14 protein-coding genes are annotated in these 18,357 nt (G+C 49.5%); 7 read left to right on the top strand and 7 right to left on the bottom strand.

Translation table 11 applies throughout. The features are described 5' to 3' along the window. Positions 1–12: 12 nt before the first annotated feature. Positions 13–957, bottom strand: coding sequence for a MerR family transcriptional regulator (locus F0220_RS27555; protein ID WP_105600151.1), 945 nt, complete (start codon positions 955–957; stop codon positions 13–15). Positions 958–1,223: 266 nt separating this feature from the next. On the opposite strand from F0220_RS27555, the gene F0220_RS27560 reads away from it, so the two are divergent. The 7 genes from F0220_RS27560 to F0220_RS27590 all read left to right on the top strand — a co-directional run bounded on the left by F0220_RS27560 (position 1,224) and on the right by F0220_RS27590 (position 11,141). Beyond that, a complete protein-coding gene (locus tag F0220_RS27560; protein WP_105600152.1) occupies positions 1,224–2,699 on the top strand; it encodes a phospholipase D family protein in 1,476 nt (491 codons plus the stop codon). A gap of 126 nt (positions 2,700–2,825) precedes the next feature. Then, the gene (locus F0220_RS27565; protein WP_091012907.1) at positions 2,826–3,449 is read left to right on the top strand and encodes a TetR/AcrR family transcriptional regulator; all 624 of its coding nucleotides are present in this window, start codon (positions 2,826–2,828) and stop codon (positions 3,447–3,449) included. Beyond that, positions 3,446–3,787: a DMT family transporter gene (locus tag F0220_RS27570; RefSeq protein ID WP_017691902.1), complete on the top strand. Its 342-nt coding sequence runs from the start codon at positions 3,446–3,448 to the stop codon at positions 3,785–3,787. Before F0220_RS27565 ends, F0220_RS27570 begins: the two co-directional genes overlap by 4 nt. Beyond that, positions 3,787–4,101 (top strand): DMT family transporter, encoded by a 315-nt coding sequence (locus tag F0220_RS27575; protein WP_091012904.1) that lies wholly within the window; start codon positions 3,787–3,789, stop codon positions 4,099–4,101. The genes F0220_RS27570 and F0220_RS27575 overlap by 1 nt, the downstream gene beginning before the upstream one ends. A 683-nt stretch (positions 4,102–4,784) precedes the next feature. Next, entirely contained in the window at positions 4,785–5,732 is a 948-nt protein-coding gene (locus tag F0220_RS27580) for a TetR/AcrR family transcriptional regulator (protein ID WP_091012901.1), read from the top strand. A 33-nt stretch (positions 5,733–5,765) separates the two neighbouring features. Continuing rightward, positions 5,766–9,020, top strand: coding sequence for an efflux RND transporter permease subunit (locus F0220_RS27585; protein ID WP_105600154.1), 3,255 nt, complete (start codon positions 5,766–5,768; stop codon positions 9,018–9,020). A gap of 417 nt (positions 9,021–9,437) precedes the next feature. After that, positions 9,438–11,141 (top strand): PucR family transcriptional regulator, encoded by a 1,704-nt coding sequence (locus F0220_RS27590; protein WP_105600651.1) that lies wholly within the window; start codon positions 9,438–9,440, stop codon positions 11,139–11,141. A gap of 28 nt (positions 11,142–11,169) precedes the next feature. Here the strand turns inward: F0220_RS27590 and F0220_RS27595 are convergent, their stop codons facing one another. From F0220_RS27595 to F0220_RS27620, 6 genes are all read right to left on the bottom strand, one after another. Then, positions 11,170–11,385 carry a hypothetical protein gene (locus F0220_RS27595; RefSeq protein ID WP_105600156.1) on the bottom strand — a complete coding sequence of 72 codons (216 nt, stop codon included), beginning with the start codon at positions 11,383–11,385 and terminating at the stop codon, positions 11,170–11,172. Continuing rightward, positions 11,385–12,830: a dihydropyrimidinase gene (gene hydA / locus F0220_RS27600; protein ID WP_105600157.1), complete on the bottom strand. Its 1,446-nt coding sequence runs from the start codon at positions 12,828–12,830 to the stop codon at positions 11,385–11,387. The genes F0220_RS27595 and hydA overlap by 1 nt, the downstream gene beginning before the upstream one ends. Continuing rightward, the gene (gene preA / locus F0220_RS27605) at positions 12,827–14,122 is read right to left on the bottom strand and encodes an NAD-dependent dihydropyrimidine dehydrogenase subunit PreA (RefSeq protein WP_062836927.1); all 1,296 of its coding nucleotides are present in this window, start codon (positions 14,120–14,122) and stop codon (positions 12,827–12,829) included. The genes hydA and preA overlap by 4 nt, the downstream gene beginning before the upstream one ends. Before the next feature lie 535 nt (positions 14,123–14,657). After that, positions 14,658–16,025: an NAD(P)-dependent oxidoreductase gene (locus tag F0220_RS27610; protein WP_105600159.1), complete on the bottom strand. Its 1,368-nt coding sequence runs from the start codon at positions 16,023–16,025 to the stop codon at positions 14,658–14,660. Between the two features lie 117 nt (positions 16,026–16,142). Beyond that, positions 16,143–17,024, bottom strand: a complete 882-nt coding sequence (locus F0220_RS27615) for a nitrilase-related carbon-nitrogen hydrolase (protein ID WP_091012887.1) — start codon at positions 17,022–17,024, stop codon at positions 16,143–16,145. A 4-nt stretch (positions 17,025–17,028) separates the two neighbouring features. Next, positions 17,029–18,318 (bottom strand): M20 family metallo-hydrolase, encoded by a 1,290-nt coding sequence (locus tag F0220_RS27620; protein ID WP_105600160.1) that lies wholly within the window; start codon positions 18,316–18,318, stop codon positions 17,029–17,031. Positions 18,319–18,357 lie beyond the last annotated feature (39 nt).

Below are 18,357 nucleotides of genomic sequence, written 5' to 3' on the forward strand. Positions count from 1 at the left end.
TTGAGATTATGTTTAGTTATTTACCTGTCCAAACCTCGCACCAGGTGGTCGATTTGCGAGATACTCACGTTCTATCCATGACTGCCAATCCGATGAATCCTCTGGCATAATCCATTCCGGGTAACGAGCATGTTCTGCACGCTCATAGCCCTTTCCACCAAGTACAAAGCGAATATGTGGAAACTCGTTTTTAATTCGCTCTATAAGCTGATCACACCGTTCAAGAAGCCCTGGACTTGTGATCGAAAGGCAGACCAACTTGATCTTTTGCTCCCGAATAATCGGGAAGATGCCTTCTTCTGGCGTGTTCGCACCGAGATACAGTACTTCCGCTCCATTTTTACGCATAAAAAGAGAGAACAGCAGCAATCCAACCTGATGGTGCTCCCCTTCCGGACACAACGCCAGAACTTTGGGCAGATGCGGATAGATCGGGAACAGATGGAAAAACTGATAAAACCGCTGTGATATCAGCTGTGTCATGAAGTGTTCCTGAGCCACCGAAGCCCTGCCTTGCTCCCATGCATCTCCAACCCGAACCAGTATGGGCACCAGCACATGATAGAACATCGAGTCGTACCCGTACATGGTGAAACCAAAATCAATCAAACCATTGGCACGTTCACCCTGAAAGTTGTAGAGCGAGTCATAGATCTGATCTGCCATGCGTGCGTAGGCTTCTTCCATCGTAGGCACCGGAGCCATGATCGGCGTGGGCACAGCCTCGGGCGGATTTAATTTGTTTACTTTCAACATCCGTACCGCTTCCGAAATATTGGTCTGATGTAGCTCAACCTGTTCTTTCAGCCAGCGCAGATCCGAAACATTCTCTTCGGTATACATTCGATAACCCGATTCCGTCCGCTCAGGGGTGACCGCACTATACCGATTCTCCCAAGCCCGGAGCGTCACCGTCGGGATACCGAGCATGGCAGCGACTTGTTTGATGGAATACACCTTATTACCCACTTTCTTTCCTAAATGTCCAGATTTCACAGGTTATATCATTGGTTCCCCGTCCTTGTCAGGCATATGAAAACCCTAACATTCTACAAAAATAATACACTCATTATACACAACGCTCAGACACCTGTCGATTGCATAATGCCAATTTTGCCATATGCATTTTACCGCTGCATTCGTTATGCTGGCGGGTTCTCCTGCGTCAACGTTATCATCCGTGTGGTAATAGAAGTCAGCAAGTACAGAAGGGGGAGTCCACCGTGGTCTCATTACGCCGCCATACATCAGACCGCAAGTCTTCACGCGGCAAATTTCCATACATACGAACAGGACTCGTCCTATTGGTCCTATGGCTCATCGCCGTCATGCTCTATCAGACCTACAAACCATTACCAACGGGCATTTCCTACGAAAGTCCGGAGTATCGGGTGGATCAAGTCGAGTTCCTGCATGACCTCACTTATCCTTCCTCCGACGGACAGATGCAGCACGAACAGCAGATTTTCCAGCGCATGATGCAAATTGTGGAGGAAGCAGAGCAATTTGTCCTGGTGGATATGTTCCTGTTCAATAATTATCAGCATAAGGGACAGAACTTTCCTCCCGTGAGTACTGAATTCACCGAAGCGCTGGTCGCCAAAAAAAATCAGCATCCTGATATGGACATCTGGTTTATTACTGATGAAGTAAATACCAACTATAACTCAGCACCTAATCCGTTGCTGGAACAAATGAAACAAGCAGGCATTCATGTGGTCATCACGGATGTGGACCCTTTGCGTGATTCAACTCCAGTATACTCTGCGGTCTGGCGGACCTTCTTCCAATGGTTTGGGCAATCTGGAGATGGCTGGATCAAAAACCTGATGGCCACGGATGGTCCGGATGTCACTGTGCGTTCCTATCTCAAGCTGCTCAATGTGAAGGCCAATCATCGCAAAGTTGTGGTTAGTGAGAAGACGGCGATTGTCTCTTCTGGCAATATCCATGATGCGAGTGCCTACCACTCGAATATTGCATTTGAAGTAACAGGTCCAATCATTGGCGATATTCTTCAGTCAGAGCAAGCTGTACTGGATATCTCAGGCGGAGGCCAGGTTCCAACCTACACGGACCCTTCCACGGATTCAAACACGGGAGACCTACGAATTCGCTATTTAACTGAAGGCAAGGTTAATGACGCCGTACTCCATGAGATCAATCAAGCTGGCAAAGGTGACACCTTATGGATGGGCATGTTCTATGTGGCCTCTCCGAAAGTGTTGGAAGCCCTGCTGGAAGCGGCAAAACGAGGAACCGAGATCCGGCTTGTACTGGATCCAAATGAAAATGCCTTTGGTCAGGAAAAGATCGGTATTCCGAACCGCCCTGTCGCTGCTGAATTGCATGATAAATCCGACGGTAAAATTCAGATCCGCTGGTATAACACCACCAAGGAGCAATACCACACCAAGATGATCTATCTTGCCAAAGCAACTGGTGATCATATTGTCCTCGGGGGTTCAACCAACTTCACACCTCGAAACCTGAATGACTACAATCTGGAAAATGATTTATGGATTGCTGCTCCTCCAGACAATAAGTTCACGCTTGATATCGCGAATTATTTCGAGCGTATTTGGAATAATAATGATGCCGAATTCACGTTAGACCTGGATGAGTTCCAGGAGAAGACTACGTTTTTGAAAGGTATCCTATATAAGCTGCAACTGATTCTGGGTTTTACAACCTTTTGATCAAAAACCACATTCATACCTGTTATATCCGCCTGTACTCTACTGTGCAGGCGGATATTTTCATCTTGACAGGGGATGTGAAGTGTGAAAATATAATTACCTAACGACCGTTAGGAAGGTGATCTGATGACTGCACAATCCATTCGGGATGCAGCCCTGTTCCATTTTGCCAGAGATGGCTATGAGGGGGCTTCTCTGAGAGCTATTGCTGATGAAGTCGGGATTAAAAAACCGTCCATATATGCACATTTCAGCTGCAAGGATGACTTGTTTTTACACACGCTATCGTTTGCATTTCACGAAGTAACACGGCACACACTCGAATATTTCCGTGATCATGAGGATCTGCCATTGGAGCAGAGGCTGAAGGGTTTACTGATCTGGTTCGAACAAGAATACAATGCCCATGCGTCAGCCCGCTTGATGCTGCGCAATTGTTTCTACCCACCCCTTTCTCTGTATGGCGAAGTGATGGATCAAGTGTATCCGTTTATCGATGGTATGGAACGTGCGCTGACTCGTTTGCTGCAACGGGCAATGCGTCATGGAGATATTCCGCCCATTCCTGCGGAACAGGCAGCCATTGCATTTATGACGTTCCTCGACGGGATTACCGTGGAGATTATCTATGGAAGTTCCCGCCGGTACAAGAGACGGTTGGAAGCATCCTGGCCTGTCTTTTGGCATGGCATTCATCATTTGAACGAAGAGGCACAAAGCGTTGTGCCGGAAGGAGATTTAACAACATGAACCGCAACTGGTTATATGTATTTATTGGTGGAATTATTGAGATTGTCTGGGTAAGCGGGCTGAAACATGCCTCGAATGCCTGGGAGTGGACTTTGACGGGGATTGCCATCGTGATCAGCTTTGGACTGATCATTGCCGCTTCCAAAAGGCTGCCTGTGGGTACGGTGTATGCCGTCTTTACGGGAATTGGTACGGCGGGCACCGTCCTTACGGAGATGGTACTGTTCGGTGAGCCGTTCCGGTTGGCCAAAGTATTGCTCATCGGGCTGCTGCTCTGCGGCGTAATCGGACTGAAGCTGGTTACGGATCAGCAAGAAGCCAAAGGAGGTGCAGTATAATGGCTTGGATGGCAATTGTAGGTGCAGGGATATGTGAAATTTTCGGCGTAATCGGTATTAATGGTGCTTCCACCAAGAAAGGATGGCCATATATCGTACTGATGCTGGTATCATTTGTGTTCAGCTTCTCGCTGCTGTCCTACGCCATGACGTCCATCCCGATGGGCACAGCGTATGCCGTGTGGACGGGGATCGGGACGGTCGGCAGTACGCTTACAGGCATGTTCCTGTTCGGTGAACGGAAAGAAGCGAAGCGTCTCCTGTTTATCGCGATGATTTTGGTGGCAGCCGTTGGTCTTAAACTGATCACATAATGGAACAACTGAATTACACTTTATAACTCCGATTCCAGTACCACTTTCTGATCGCTGTTATCCCCAGATTTCTTTGATTCCCTTTGAAGAGGGATAAATCCGGTGATAGCATATGCTTCCGAAGAAGCTTTCTTACAGAAAGCTTTAAGGCGACCACTTCGTTTCTTCAAGTCGGTTCTGCAATCTCCGGTATCGTGTACTTCTTAGCTTCCATTAGGATATCTATTAAATTTAGTAAAATAAAAAAGACGACTTCGATCAGGAAGTCGTCTTTTTTGGGATATGATATAAATAGGGAACCTCTTTATACTCTGCCACGTAAGAAAGGATGTTGTAATCATGAGAAAATTATTGGCACGCATGGGCTCTTATACAGGGTATGCCCTGCTGATCGGCATGGCCATCTTCTATCTCCTCGCGCTAGTCGCCATTATCATACTCGCCTTGTACGCCTTCACTGGAGGAGCCTAACTTAAACGTTCTTGATAGCAACACCCTATCGTACATACAGGCTACACTTTGTTACATGTTGTTGTTTTTCCCTTTGATCGTCCTCTTTCCTCCATATTAGTTTTCCAATTTACTCCCATTTGAATTCCTTCAACCAGATCGTTTATACTTGGTTTGACCTTAAAGTCAATTCAAGAACTCACAAGTTCCCTGATGAGGTGAATGCATCGTTAATGAACCCTATACATGAGATGAATGAGAAGAAAAAGCTCATCATTACTACAGCACTCAAGTTATTCTCATCCAAAGGCAGTGCTGCAACATCCATGCAAGAGATTGCCGAACTATGCGGGATGTCCAAAGGCAGCCTTTATATCATGTTCAAATCCAAAGAGGAATTAGAAGCCAGTACCCTGGAGTACTGCATGTACACACTAATGGACGAGATGACGCAGATTGAGCATGAAACCAGCCTCTCCTCGCGAGAACGCCTGCACAAGCAGATCGAAACACTGCTCATTCATGTAGCCGAATTCAAGGAATTTTTGCGGGTACAATTGCGAAGCATGATGATGGATGATGAACAGCAACGCAAGGAACAGTGCCATCCACAGCAAAGAGATCTGGAGATCCGTACCTTACATTGGTTTAAGGATAAGCTGGAAGAGCAGTATGGACGGGAGATTGAACCATATACGATTGATCTTATTTTGTTGACACACGGACTGTTCCTCTCCTATGTAAAAATCTGGTTTACAGAGATGCCATCTCTCACCGTTACCAAAATGGCAACAAACTTGCTGCAAATGATGGACTATGCCGCACATGGATTTCTTAACCAGCGACCTGAGCCTTTGATTCCTCTGGAGGAATGGCCTGCCTGGATTACCGAGGCCCAACCCGATTCCACGGTGATGCGACATCCAATCCATATCATCAAACAAATGCAGGATATCGCCGTCTCCGATTTGCCCGCAGGGCAACCGAAGAATGATGCACTTGAAACCATTGCCATTCTCAGACAGGAGATGATGGAATTCACGCCGCGGCGTGCCATTATTCTAGGCATGATGCACAATCTGGAGAACGTAACTGCCATTCAACCCTTGCATTCCGAGCTTCAGCATATTCTGGATGCCATGTATAGCCGGTTCATCCCTGCTGACTCGTCACACACATAAACAGGAGAAACAGAGAGGAGAAGAAACCATCGTATGAAAGGTATTATTAATTTTTCCCTGAACAACAAGTTTGCGATCTGGATTCTGACGATTATCATCTCTTTCGCAGGTTTGTACAGCGGATTGACGATGAAGCAAGAGACCATTCCGAACATCAACGTACCGTTTCTGAATGTCACTGCCATTGATCCGGGGGCTGCACCGGAGGGAATTGTTGAGGATGTCACGAAGCCGCTGGAAGTAAAACTACGTAATGTAGATGGCGTGAAGACGGTGACCTCCACTTCCATGGAGAATGCAGCATCGATCACACTCGAATTTGATTATGGAACAGATCTAACCAACGCAACGGCAACCGTTCGTGAGGCACTGAATGAAGTTCAATTGCCTGACAGCGTGCAGAAGCCGACCATTTCCAAGTTCAGCATTAACTCTTTCCCGGTTGTATCGCTGAGCCTGTCTGACAAGGACGGCGGTGACCTGGAACAATTGACACGACTGGTTGAATCGGATATTCAGCCTGCACTCGAAGATATTGACGGTGTAGCTCAGGTTCAGGTTTCCGGTCAATATGTAAAAGAAGTTCAATTGAAGTTTGATCAAGCCAAAATGGCCGAGCTGGGCCTAACGGAAGACACGGTAAACGGCATCGTTCAAGGTTCATCCATTCGTGTGCCCCTGGGACTGTTCGAACTGGATAAATCCCAGAAAGCCGTTGTCGTAGATGGCAACATCGTCGACATCGATGATCTGAAAAACCTTGCCATTCCAGTCGTACCCGGCGGTGCCGGCGCTTCTGCAGGCAATGGTTCAAACGCAGCCCCACAAGGCTCTGGAGCACCAACAGGTGAAGGCTCGGCTTCTGGTGAAGCAGCTCAAGGTACCGCTCCTGGATCTGCACAGGGAACAGACCCGGCCGCAGGCCAAGCAGCTGGCGGTAATGCCAGTGCAGGTAGCCCTACAGGTGCTGCCAACATGCCTGGTATTCCAACTGTAACACTAAGTGAAATTGCCAAGATCGAAGTCATCGGTCAAGCGGAATCCATTTCCCGGACAGACGGCAAGGAATCCATCGGTATTTCCGTTGTAAAATCCAATGACGCCAACACGGTTGATGTCGTGAATGCAGTCAAAGACAAAGCGGAAGAATTGCAGAAGCAGTTCAAAAATGCAGATCTGACTGTACTGCTTGACCAAGGTAAACCGATCCAGGACTCGGTGAACACGATGCTGGGCAAAGCTGTTTTTGGTGCTTTGTTTGCTATCCTGATCATCTTGCTGTTCCTGCGTAATATTCGTTCAACCATTATTTCCATAATCTCGATCCCGCTCTCCTTGCTCATGGCATTGACTGCGCTCAATATAATGGATATTACCTTGAACATGATGACACTGGGTGCCATGACGGTTGCCATCGGACGGGTTGTCGATGACTCCATCGTGGTTATCGAGAACATCTACCGCAGATTAACACTCAAAGGTGAGAAACTGAAAGGTCGTGAACTGGTTCGCGAAGCAACGCGCGAGATGTTTGTGCCAATCCTTTCTTCCACAATCGTAACGATTGCGGTATTCCTGCCACTGGCATTGGTAAGCGGTATGGTGGGCGAGCTGTTCCTGCCATTTGCATTGACCATGGTATTTGCCTTGCTGGCATCCCTGATCGTTGCCATTACCATCGTGCCGATGCTTGCGCATTCCCTGTTCCGTAAAGGACTCAAGAACAAGCAGAATCACGAAGAAAAACCAGGCAAGATGGCGGAAGGTTACAAACGCCTGCTGAACTGGACACTATCACACAAACTCATCACAGTCAGTATTGCAGTGATCCTGCTGGTCGGCAGTTTGTTCCTGTACCCATTCATCGGTGCAAGCTTCTTGCCGGAACAACAGGATAAATATGTGACCATTACGTACAGTCCACAAACAGGAGCTTTGCGTGAAGATGTAGAAAAAGAAGCACTCGTTGCAGAGAAGTGGTTGCTGAAACAACCGGGTCTGGAGAAAATGCAATATTCCATCGGCGGAAGTAACCCACTGAGCAGCATGGGTGGCGGTGGTTCCAACTCGGCCCTCTTCTATATTGAATATAACGAAGATACAAAAGACTTTACAAAAGTGAAGGAACAACTAGTAGAAGGTCTGAAAAAAGAAGTTACCGTAGGAACCTGGAACGAGCTCGACATGTCCGGCGGTCTGGGTGGCAGTGGCCTGAGCCTATCCATCTATGGCGATAATGTAGAGCAACTCAAACCTGTATCGGACGAAATTCTGAAACTGGTTGAAGCGGATACGGATAATTTTGAAAAAGCAGATACGACTCTCGCTGACACCTACGGGCAGTATACGCTCGTGGCAGATCAGGAGAAATTAAGTTCCCTGGGCTTGACTGCAGGCCAACTGGCTATGGCATTGAGCCCGGCACGCGAACGTCCTGTGCTCACGGAAGTCGATATTGATAACAAAACGTATAAAGTATATGTAGAGACCGACGATAAAACATTCAGCAGCATTAATGAGATTGAGGATGAAACCGTCACTTCTCCGCTTGGCATCGAAGTACCGATTAAAGATGTTGCCAAAGTGGAAGAAGGCACATCCCCGAACTCCATCATGCAAATTGATGGTAAAGTGGTTGTACAAGTGACAGCCAACATCCTGGCTTCGGATGTAACGAAAGCTTCAAGTAGCTTACAGGCTGAGATCGACAAGTTGGATCTGCCTGACGGCGTTGAAGTGAAGTTCGGCGGTACAACCGAACAGATTAATGATACCTTTACTCAGCTTGGTCTAGCCATGCTGGCGGCCATCGCCATTGTATACTTCGTGCTTGTTGTAACGTTCGGCGGCGGTTTGGCACCATTCGCCATCCTGTTCTCCCTGCCATTTACGGTGATTGGTATTATGGTAGGTCTGTTCATCGCTGGGGGTACACTTGACGTCTCCGCCATGATGGGTGGACTGATGCTTATCGGGATCGTGGTCACCAACGCCATCGTGTTGATCGACCGTGTTATTCACAAGGAAAAAGAGGGTATGCCTACCCGTGAAGCCTTGCTGGAAGCCGGTGCAACACGTCTGCGTCCAATTCTGATGACCGCTCTCGCAACCATCGGTGCCCTGTTGCCACTGGTTACGGGTCTCGAAGAGAGTGCGGGTATCATCTCCAAAGGATTGGGAATTACCGTAATCGGCGGTCTGATCAGTTCCACGCTGCTCACGCTGGTTATCGTACCGATTGTGTATGAGTTCCTGATGAAATTTAAAAAGAAAAGAATCGAAGATTAAGAAGTAGTTGATCGTGCTCATGTAACGGTTCGATTACATCTTAAATACAGACTATACGCTCTAACCTCTCGCCCCTTAGCACATATTGGAATGATTGAATTCCGATGTAATGCTAAGGGGCTTTTTTATGTAAATTCAAACGAGATATCGACGACAGAAATATTCTAAGAAGCGGAGCTAATAGCTTTATATAAGAGAAAACTAATTCAGGAGCATATGCCTCGCTCTCATTGGAGTAGAGAATCCATCACATAGACTGACATAGAAACACATCTTTTTAATCAAAATCACAAAAAGAAGAGACCTATTTGTCATTTAAAACAAATGAACGTGAGATTTTAGCCCACCGGCTGTAAATGGAATTATAATATGGATTAATTATGCAAGTTGACGGATTCCAGACTCCAGATAGATCACATGTTATTGGGGAAGGACGGTGGTTGTGTGGGGGAGACAACGCTTCATATTCAAGTCAGAGACATGTTAAAACGACCCGTGTTTCGTAAGGCAGAAATCTTGGCCAGTGATCGTGCGCTGGAGCGGTATGTTCGCTGGGTTCATATCATGGAGGTTCCTGAGGTAGGGGACTTGCTCAATGGCGGGGAATTGGTGCTGACGACAGGCATTGGCTGGCAGGAAGGTGAGCAGCATGGCCTGTCCTTTTTGCGTCAGTTAATTGCACGTGGGGCTGCCGGACTCTGCATGGAGCTGGGGGATCACACCAAATCGCAACTCGGTGCGATGAAAGAAATTGCAGTCGCAGCGGATTTCCCGCTGATCTGGTTCCACGAACAGGTCCGTTATATTGATATTACGCAAGACCTGCATTTCACTCTGATTCGTAGTCATCAGCGGATGATTGCGGAACTCGATAGTCTCACCACCTCCTTTAACCAACTTCTTCTGAATGGAGATGGCGTACAACCTCTTCTTCGATTATTGTCACGAACAACCGGATGTGCCGTGGCATTATATCCACTTGAAGGGGAAGCAAGTGCCGTTCCCTATTGCTCTCCAGAGCAGCTGGAGACTCGTCGGCAGGATTGGTTTTTGCAGCGTGAACATTTGGCGGGAGAAGTTATTCCGAATATAATGCGGCTGTCAGATAACACATTGCATGCACTCAGCATGCCTGTTCAGGCGTTAGACTACACCTTTGCCGATCTTGTGCTGAAGTATCAAAAGCCGACGGATCAAGATTCAAGCATACCGATCAAACCATCGGATGAATTCGTCATTCAGGCACTGGAACGGTGCGCGGCCGCGATTGCCCAGGACTGGATGCGAACCAAATACATGGAAGAGAAACGCCGCTACAAAGAAGATATGTGGGTCATTGACTGGCTTAACGGACATCACTCCACGAAGGAAATCCATGAATATGTATCCACCGTTAATTCCCTTCTCGCAACGAGCAAAGCCACGATTATCTTATTTGACAGCAACCCCTCATACACAGACAGCCTCAAACTTCAGAAATTATTGATCCAACGCAACATCGTTGCCCGTTCCGTGTTCGCTCGGGAGAATTTCACACTCTACAGCACCGTTCTGAATCACCAGATCATTCTTATCATTCTCGACCCACTACCTGGATCTCAGCGCAAAAGCAGTCTCTGGCGCTGCATCGAACAGCTGCAGCAGCACGAGCAGGAACAGACCCACTATCTCTTCTCAGGCTTGATCGGTATCGGTCATAACTGCACAGACCTCTCCCGTCTCAAAGATAGTCTGGAATCCGCAAAGGAGACACTGCGAATTCAAAAGGACATCGGTGTGATGCAACAGCCCTTTTACAGTAATCTTCATTGTTACCGCATCATCGCCAGTATGAAGCAAAGCGGCAGTCTGGATGATTTCATTGAAGAATATCTGGGGCCGCTCATCCGTTACGATGTAGAGAAAGGAGGTCAGTTGCTGCGCACACTCAAACAATATTTGGTCCTGTGCTGCTCCAAGCAAGAGACGGCCACCGCTCTATATATCGTCAGACAGACGCTGTATCACCGTTTGGACAAAATCGAAGCACTTTTGGGAGAAGACTACATCCTCCCCGAGAAAAGGGTCGCGATCGAACTTGCCATCTACGCCTATGAGTACGTTCATGGGCCAATCGCATGAAGAACTCCAGCATCGTCTAAGCTCCCCGCTACTCCTGAAGCTGGCGAATCAGGATGTGACTGAACCACTTCCGTCCAGACGCCGTGCCCACGTATTGCTCTTGTTTCTCTTCGGGAAGATCCGGGTGCTCCCATATGACGTGAGCACCCTCCAGATGTTCCCGTACCGCATAGATCCGATAACCCTGTGCAACCATTCGCTCTATGGCGACCCTCTCGGCCTCAAACACATCATGATCCGACATCAGCTTCTCCCTCCATTCACTGCCGTCACAGGCTGTTTCATCGGTATGGGTGCACCTGCATCATACTTGTTGCGCTTCACATATTGTCCTGCCCCTGCTGTTCCGGCATACTGCCGATCTCGAATGACATACTCCCCGCGGCACAACACTGTCACCGGACAACCCTGTACCTGCATGCCTTCAAATGCACTGTAATCCACATTCATATGATGCGTATCTGCCGAGATCACCCTGTTTACAGAGGGGTCAAAAATAACGATATCCGCATCTGTCCCTATAGCCAGAGTCCCTTTCTGCGGAAATAATCCAAACAACTTGCTTGCTCTTGTTGAACATAGATCGACCCATTGATTGAGCGTAATCCGCCCCTTGACTACACCTTCCGAATACAGAATACTGAGGCGATCTTCGATGACAGGCCCCCCGTTCGGAATTTTGCTGAAATCATCCTTGCCCAGATCCTTCTGTCCTTTGAAATTAAACGAGCAATGATCAGAGCCAATCGTCTGCAACTGACCGCTTTTCAATGCATTCCACAACACGTCCTGATGAGCTGCTTCCCGCAGCGGGGGTGACCAGACATACTTCGCACCCTCGAAGTCCGGCTGATCCATGATCGACTGATCCAACGTCAAATACTGAGGACAGGTCTCCCCCCAGATTCGGTAACCCATTTCACGCATGCGCGCAATCTGCTCCACCGCTTCTGCACAGGTCACATGCACCACATACAACTGTGAATCCGCAAGTGCAGCCAACCGGGCCGCCCGGCCTGTCGCTTCTCCCTCCAGCATGGATGGACGAGTTAGCGCATGATGAATCGGCTCCGTGCGCCCTTCGGCAAGTGCTTGTCGAACCAGCAGGTCAATAACATCCCCGTTCTCGGCATGCACCATGACGAGTGCGCCATACTCTTTTGCCTTTTGCAACGTCTGGAAGAGAATCCCGTCATCGGCTTGAAACTGGTTTTTATACGCCATGAACACCTTGAAGGATGACACACCCTCTTCTTCAATGATCTGCGGTAACTCCTCCAGCACCTGATCATTCATCTCACCAATCATCAGATGGAACCCATAATCGATGGCAGCTTTACCCTCGGCTTTGGCATGCCACTCCTGGAGGGATTCGATTAATGGACGGCCTTTTTGTGTCAGGCAGAAATCAATAATCGTTGTTGTACCACCAAAGGCTGCCGCTGTTGTTCCCGTCGCAAAATCATCCGCCGTTACCGTCCCACCGAATGGCATATCCAGATGTGTATGCGGGTCGATACCGCCCGGAATAACGTAACAGCCGGCTGCATCCACCATTTCCGTTCGTTCGTCAGGCACCAGTCCGATGCCAATCTGTGTGATTTTACCCTTTTCGATCAAAATATCTGCTTCAAAGGTATCTGACGCTGTCACCAACACACCATTACGAATCAATTTGCGGGTACTCATGATATCGCCTCCTTGGTTGATTGATCTCTAACGGATTGCAGCATCGCAATCGCAGACTGACGTTCATTCCAGGTTACAGGTTCCTGCTCTGGCACAAGTTCCACCATCTCAATCGCCCCATCCACCGGGCAAACGATCGAACACAGATTACAGCCAACACAGTCCTCTTCCACCACTTCCAGATAGGAGCCAGACGGGTCGGTCAACATATCAATACACTGATGCGAGGTGTCCTCACAAGCAATATGGCATTTGTTGCAATTGATGCAGACATCGCGATTGATGCGGGCGACCACTTTGTAGTTCAGATCGAGATTGCCCCAATCCGAGTAACGCGGAACCGTCTGACCTACCAGTTCTGCTACGCTGCTCAGACCCTTTTCGTCCAAATAATCGTTCAAACCATCAATCATGTCCTCCACAATGCGGAATCCATGATGCATCGCTGCGGTACATACCTGGACCCCTGTAGCACCCATGAGCAAAAACTCTGCCGTATCCCGCCAGTCGGATATGCCACCAATCCCCGAGATCGGCACACCCACCTCCGGATTACGTGCGCACTCGGCAACCATGTTCAGTGCAATGGGCTTCACCGCTGGGCCGCAGTATCCGCCATGTGCTCCTTTGCCCCCTACATGCGGCACGGTATTCCACGAATCCAGATCCACACCTGCCAGGGAGTTAATGGTATTGATCAGAGAGATCGCATCCGCGCCTCCTCGTACAGCTGCCCGGGCGGTCGCCGTAATATCCGTGATATTCGGCGTGAGCTTCACAATCACCGGTGTGGTTGCCACTTCCTTCACCCACATCGTCTGTAGTTCGACCAAGTCAGGTTGCTGACCAGAGGCGGCTCCCATACCACGTTCAGCCATGCCATGCGGGCAGCCAAAATTCAGTTCCAGACCGTCGACGCCGACGGCTTCCACCTTTTTCACAATCTCATGCCACTTCTCCCGCGTAGGTTCCACCATCAGTGAAGCGACAACCGCGCGATCCGGGAAGCGCTTCTTGGTCTCGGCAATCTCCCTCAGATTCACTTCCAGCGGACGATCGGATATCAATTCAATATTGTTAAACCCCGCCACCCGCTGTCCACCGAAATGAACTGCCGCAAAACGCGAGGATGTATTGATAATCGGCTCACCCAGTGTCTTCCACACCGCGCCGCCCCAGCCCGCTTCGAACGCACGCTGGACCTGATACCCCGTATTGGTCGGTGGTGCAGAAGCCAACCAGAATGGATTGGGTGATCGAATACCTGCCAGATTAATGGATAAGTCAGCCATAACGATCCCTCCTTGGTGTTTGACCTTATTAGTTACACTGGACACTCCGCTTCTTCAGATTGCTGCTGTCCTCTCCGTTTCGTGTAAAAATTTAGTTCAATTCATATCGTTAGCACTGGATATTTAGTCGTACTCATGATTTCTGCGTAGTAACGGTGTGTCTGGATAGCACCTCAATTCTAACGAACCTTACAGCTCTTATTTGACTCATTTGCGGCAATTACAAAATCTAACGAATTGTAGAAAGTTTATATTGCTGTAACAGCTCATTTCGGCTTCATTTCAACGATTTTTTGTCAACATAAGACGTGTGAGATTCGTTAGATTTTTCAATCCTCCATAATTGCCACTATAAGGTGTGTAGGGTTGGTTAGCGCATCAGGGACACAGGGTTTCGATGCACACCAGACCTCTTGCTCAGATCTACACCTTCAACACTCTAGCCGTCCCTAGCGTCCTCCCACCCGTACTCTTTCCTCGCACCCTTTCATTGCACACTTTCCGTGCTCTTTACTTCCCTTTCCTTCCTCACCACTCACGCCGTCTCTTCCACCTGCCCGGGCAATGCCTTCATGACTGCGGCGGCGGCCAACTTACCCTGCTGTGCAGCTGAGACAACCATCGCCTCACCCACACCCTGACCAAAAATGACATCTCCTGCCGCATAAATCTGAGGATGCGAGGTACGGTACGTATGCGGTTCGATCTCAACGACGCCCCAGTGGTGACGCAGTCCAAATGCTTCGATTAATGGTAATAAACGATGCTGCCCAATCGCCCGGATGACCGTATCACATTCGATCATGAACTCCGATCCTTCCACAGGCACAGGCAATACACGCCCACCGCCAGGCGGGGTAATTAGCTCCATTTTCACGCATTCCACAGCCTGAACCCGACCGTTCTCGTCTCCAATAATACGCTGCGGCATCGTAAACCAGCGGAACTCCACCCCCTCCTGCTTGGCAAACGTATATTCAAACGCATACGCCGTCATCTGGCTTTCCCCGCGCCGATATAACATCTGCACCCGCTCGGCACCCAGACGCACCGAACAGGTCGCTGCATCTACCGCCGTATTGCCCGCGCCAATCACGGCGACCTTCAGGCCATTCAGTGCCGGCGGAACACCCTGCTTCGTAGACTCCACCAGTTCAATCGCATCATAGACACCTTCAAGTGTCTCTCCTTCAATGCCCAGCATGGGCACCGATCCCATGCCACAGGCCAAAATGACCGCTTCATGCTGCTCCAGCAACTGCGTAGCAGGAATATCTACACCAATGCGCACCCCGTAACGGATCTGCACACCCAGCGCTTCCACCTGATCCACTTCCCATAACGCAACCGATTCGGGCAGACGGAAGGATACGATGCCGTACGTGTTTAGCCCACCGCCTTTGGGTTTGGCTTCATAGATCGTCACCTCATACCCTGCGCGCCCCAGTTCACGTGCCGCAGATAGTCCCGCTGGCCCCGCTCCCACGACAGCGACGGTTCTCCCATTGGCAGGTGCCGCCTGGAACAACGGCTCATTCTTCTCCCGCGCCCAGTCGGTGGCGTAACGCTGCAAGTCACCAATGCGAATCGGCTTCGACGATTCATTTAGCACACATGCGCCTTCACACAGTTCCTCTGTGGGACAGACACGTGCGCAGCTAGCTCCCACCGGATTCGCATCCATGATGGTGCGGGCCGATCCTTTCAGGTGCCCTGTTGATATTTTGCTAATAAAAGAAGGGATATTAATGTCGGTTGGACAAGCCTTGATACAAGGTGCATCGTAACAGTACAGACAGCGGTTCGATTCCTCCATCGCTTCCTTACCTGTCATGGCGGGTTTCATCTCGGCAAAACGACTCTCCCAACCATAATCGGATAACGTTGTTCCTGAGCTGTTCATCAATGTCATGCACCTCCTGGAGAATGATCTACGCTATCTCAAACTCGAACAAACTTGCGTGCATTATACGTTCCACCCCGCTGACAGAATCACTTACCGATCACGTGTTGCCGCTTCCTACAGACTAACCAGATGTTCGTACGTTTCCGGCCTGCGATCACGGTAGAACTGCCATACATTACGTACCTCACGAATCATCTCCGTATCCATCTCGCCAATGACGACCTCATCCTGATCCCTGCTGCCAATGGCAACCATTCTGCCTCGTGGATCGACCAAGTACGACTGCCCATAAAATTCACCCATATTCCACGGCGCTTCCACGCCGACCCGGTTGATGGCTGCCACATAATAGCCATTAGCTACTGCGTGAGCGGGTTGTTCCAGTTTCCACAGATATTCAGATGTACCCGCAACCGTAGCGGACGGATTGAACACAATCTCTGCCCCTGCCAGCCCAAGCAAACGCGCCCCTTCCGGAAAATGACGGTCATAACAGATGTACACGCCAACTCTGGCGTATGCCGTATCAAAAACCGGAAACCCGAGGTTGCCTGGTTTGAAATAATACTTTTCCCAGAACCCATTTGTACCCTCACCTGCTTCCACATGCGGGATATGATGTTTGCGGTATTTGCCCAGATACGTACCATCTGCATCAATAACGGCTGCCGTATTGTAATACGAAGCAATGCCCTCCACCTCGTACACGGGTAAAATAATCACCACCGCAAGCTCCTTCGCCAGCTCCTGAAAACGTCTGGTCGTTGGCCCTTCCGGTACCGGTTCAGCGGATGCATACCATTTGGGATTCTGCTCTGTACAAAAGTACGGTCCATAGAATACTTCCTGCAACCCGATGATCTTGGCCCCTCTTGCAGCAGCTTCACGGACCAACGTGATGTGCTTCTGAACCGCAGCCTCTTTGTGAACTTCAACGGGAGCCGAACCTTCAATCTCATGTGAAGCCTGGATTAATCCGATGCTGATTTTGCCCATATTGTCACAACGCCTCCTCAGGTAAAATGGTTGGTTGGTTCACTCCACCGCACATCCTTCGAATGGTTCGATACAACACTTCCGTGCCGAGTCCAATATCCTCCGGAGAGGAATACTCGCTGGGATGATGACTGATGCCGTCCTTGCTGCGGACAAAAATCATGCCATAATCACACACACGCGAAAGGGCCAACGCATCATGGAACGGACCACTCATCAGTTCTGGCAAAGTAATCCCGATCTCTTCCGCAGATGAACGAATCACCGATTGGATTGACTCTGCACAATACCTTGGCTCACTGTTCGTATCCTCGGTAAGCGAATACGTTAGACCATATCGGGAACTCACGTCATCCAAAATGTTCATCAAGCGGGCTTCCATCCGGTTCCTGCGTTCCATCTCCATGTCTCGTAGATCAACCGTGAAGCTGACTTCCTCTGGGATGATATTACGCGAATCGGGAAACACCCTCAGACTTCCTACCGTACCTACAGTTGGTGCTTCCGGGTCTTCTCTCACCATATCGTCAAAAGCGGAAATAACTCTGGCGCTGCCTGCCAAAGCATCATGCCGCATGCCCATTGGAACGGAGCCAGCATGACCCGCCATACCTTTCATCGTAACCGTAAGCCACAGCGGGCCCGAGATCCCCGTCACCAGACCTATCGGAGCATTCAGCGATTCCAACACTGGCCCCTGCTCAATGTGCAGCTCCAGATAACTGCAAATGGAACCTGGCGGATAGATCGCTTCTTCAAAATCCGAAGGAGAACAGCCGAAGGCTTCCAGCGCCTCCCGGCGGGTCACTCCGTTTTTATCCTGCCGCTCCAGTTCGCCTTCTTCCAACTGACCAGTTATACCACGTGAGCCGAACAGGCCTTTGTTAAAACGGGAACCCTCTTCATCGCAAAAAGCAATCACCTCAATCGGCATACGGGGCTGAATGCCATTTTCGATCAGGCATTGCACCGCTTCGAGTGCGCCTAGCACACCAATCGCTCCATCATATCGCCCGCCATACGGCTGAGAGTCGATGTGGGAACCAATCATGAGAATCGGCAGTACCTGATCCGCACCTTCCAGACGACCAATCAGATTGCCGAAGGGGTCAAGTCGCGTCGTCAGACCGGACTTTTCCATCCACAGACGAACCTGTATAATGCCGTCCATATCTTCCGGGGTCAGGGCAAGTCGGCAGACACCCGTCTCTGCGATTCGGCCAATCTGTGACAATTGCTCAATTCGCTCATTCAACCGAAGCTGGTTGATGAGTTTGCCTGTCGTGGTCTGCATCTCCCTCACCTCCTTGCGAATAGTTATCACGTCATGTGT

Origin of the sequence: Paenibacillus sp. 37 (assembly GCF_008386395.1) — a bacterium.
Lineage (GTDB): Bacteria > Bacillota > Bacilli > Paenibacillales > Paenibacillaceae > Paenibacillus > Paenibacillus amylolyticus_B.

What these genes read in the sequence shown, in the direction of transcription:
- F0220_RS27575 (WP_091012904.1), top strand. Translation starts at nt 3,787, where the DNA reads ATGGCTTGGATGGCAATTGTAGGTGCAGGGATATGTGAAATTTTCGGC.
- F0220_RS27610 (WP_105600159.1), bottom strand. Translation starts at nt 16,025, where the DNA reads ATGAACAGCTCAGGAACAACGTTATCCGATTATGGTTGGGAGAGTCGT.
- F0220_RS27570 (WP_017691902.1), top strand. Translation starts at nt 3,446, where the DNA reads ATGAACCGCAACTGGTTATATGTATTTATTGGTGGAATTATTGAGATT.
- F0220_RS27565 (WP_091012907.1), top strand. Translation starts at nt 2,826, where the DNA reads ATGACTGCACAATCCATTCGGGATGCAGCCCTGTTCCATTTTGCCAGA.
- preA (WP_062836927.1), bottom strand. Translation starts at nt 14,122, where the DNA reads ATGGCTGACTTATCCATTAATCTGGCAGGTATTCGATCACCCAATCCA.
- F0220_RS27585 (WP_105600154.1), top strand. Translation starts at nt 5,766, where the DNA reads ATGAAAGGTATTATTAATTTTTCCCTGAACAACAAGTTTGCGATCTGG.
- F0220_RS27595 (WP_105600156.1), bottom strand. Translation starts at nt 11,385, where the DNA reads ATGTCGGATCATGATGTGTTTGAGGCCGAGAGGGTCGCCATAGAGCGA.
- F0220_RS27590 (WP_105600651.1), top strand. Translation starts at nt 9,438, where the DNA reads ATGTTATTGGGGAAGGACGGTGGTTGTGTGGGGGAGACAACGCTTCAT.
- F0220_RS27580 (WP_091012901.1), top strand. Translation starts at nt 4,785, where the DNA reads ATGAACCCTATACATGAGATGAATGAGAAGAAAAAGCTCATCATTACT.
- F0220_RS27620 (WP_105600160.1), bottom strand. Translation starts at nt 18,318, where the DNA reads ATGCAGACCACGACAGGCAAACTCATCAACCAGCTTCGGTTGAATGAG.
- hydA (WP_105600157.1), bottom strand. Translation starts at nt 12,830, where the DNA reads ATGAGTACCCGCAAATTGATTCGTAATGGTGTGTTGGTGACAGCGTCA.
- F0220_RS27615 (WP_091012887.1), bottom strand. Translation starts at nt 17,024, where the DNA reads ATGGGCAAAATCAGCATCGGATTAATCCAGGCTTCACATGAGATTGAA.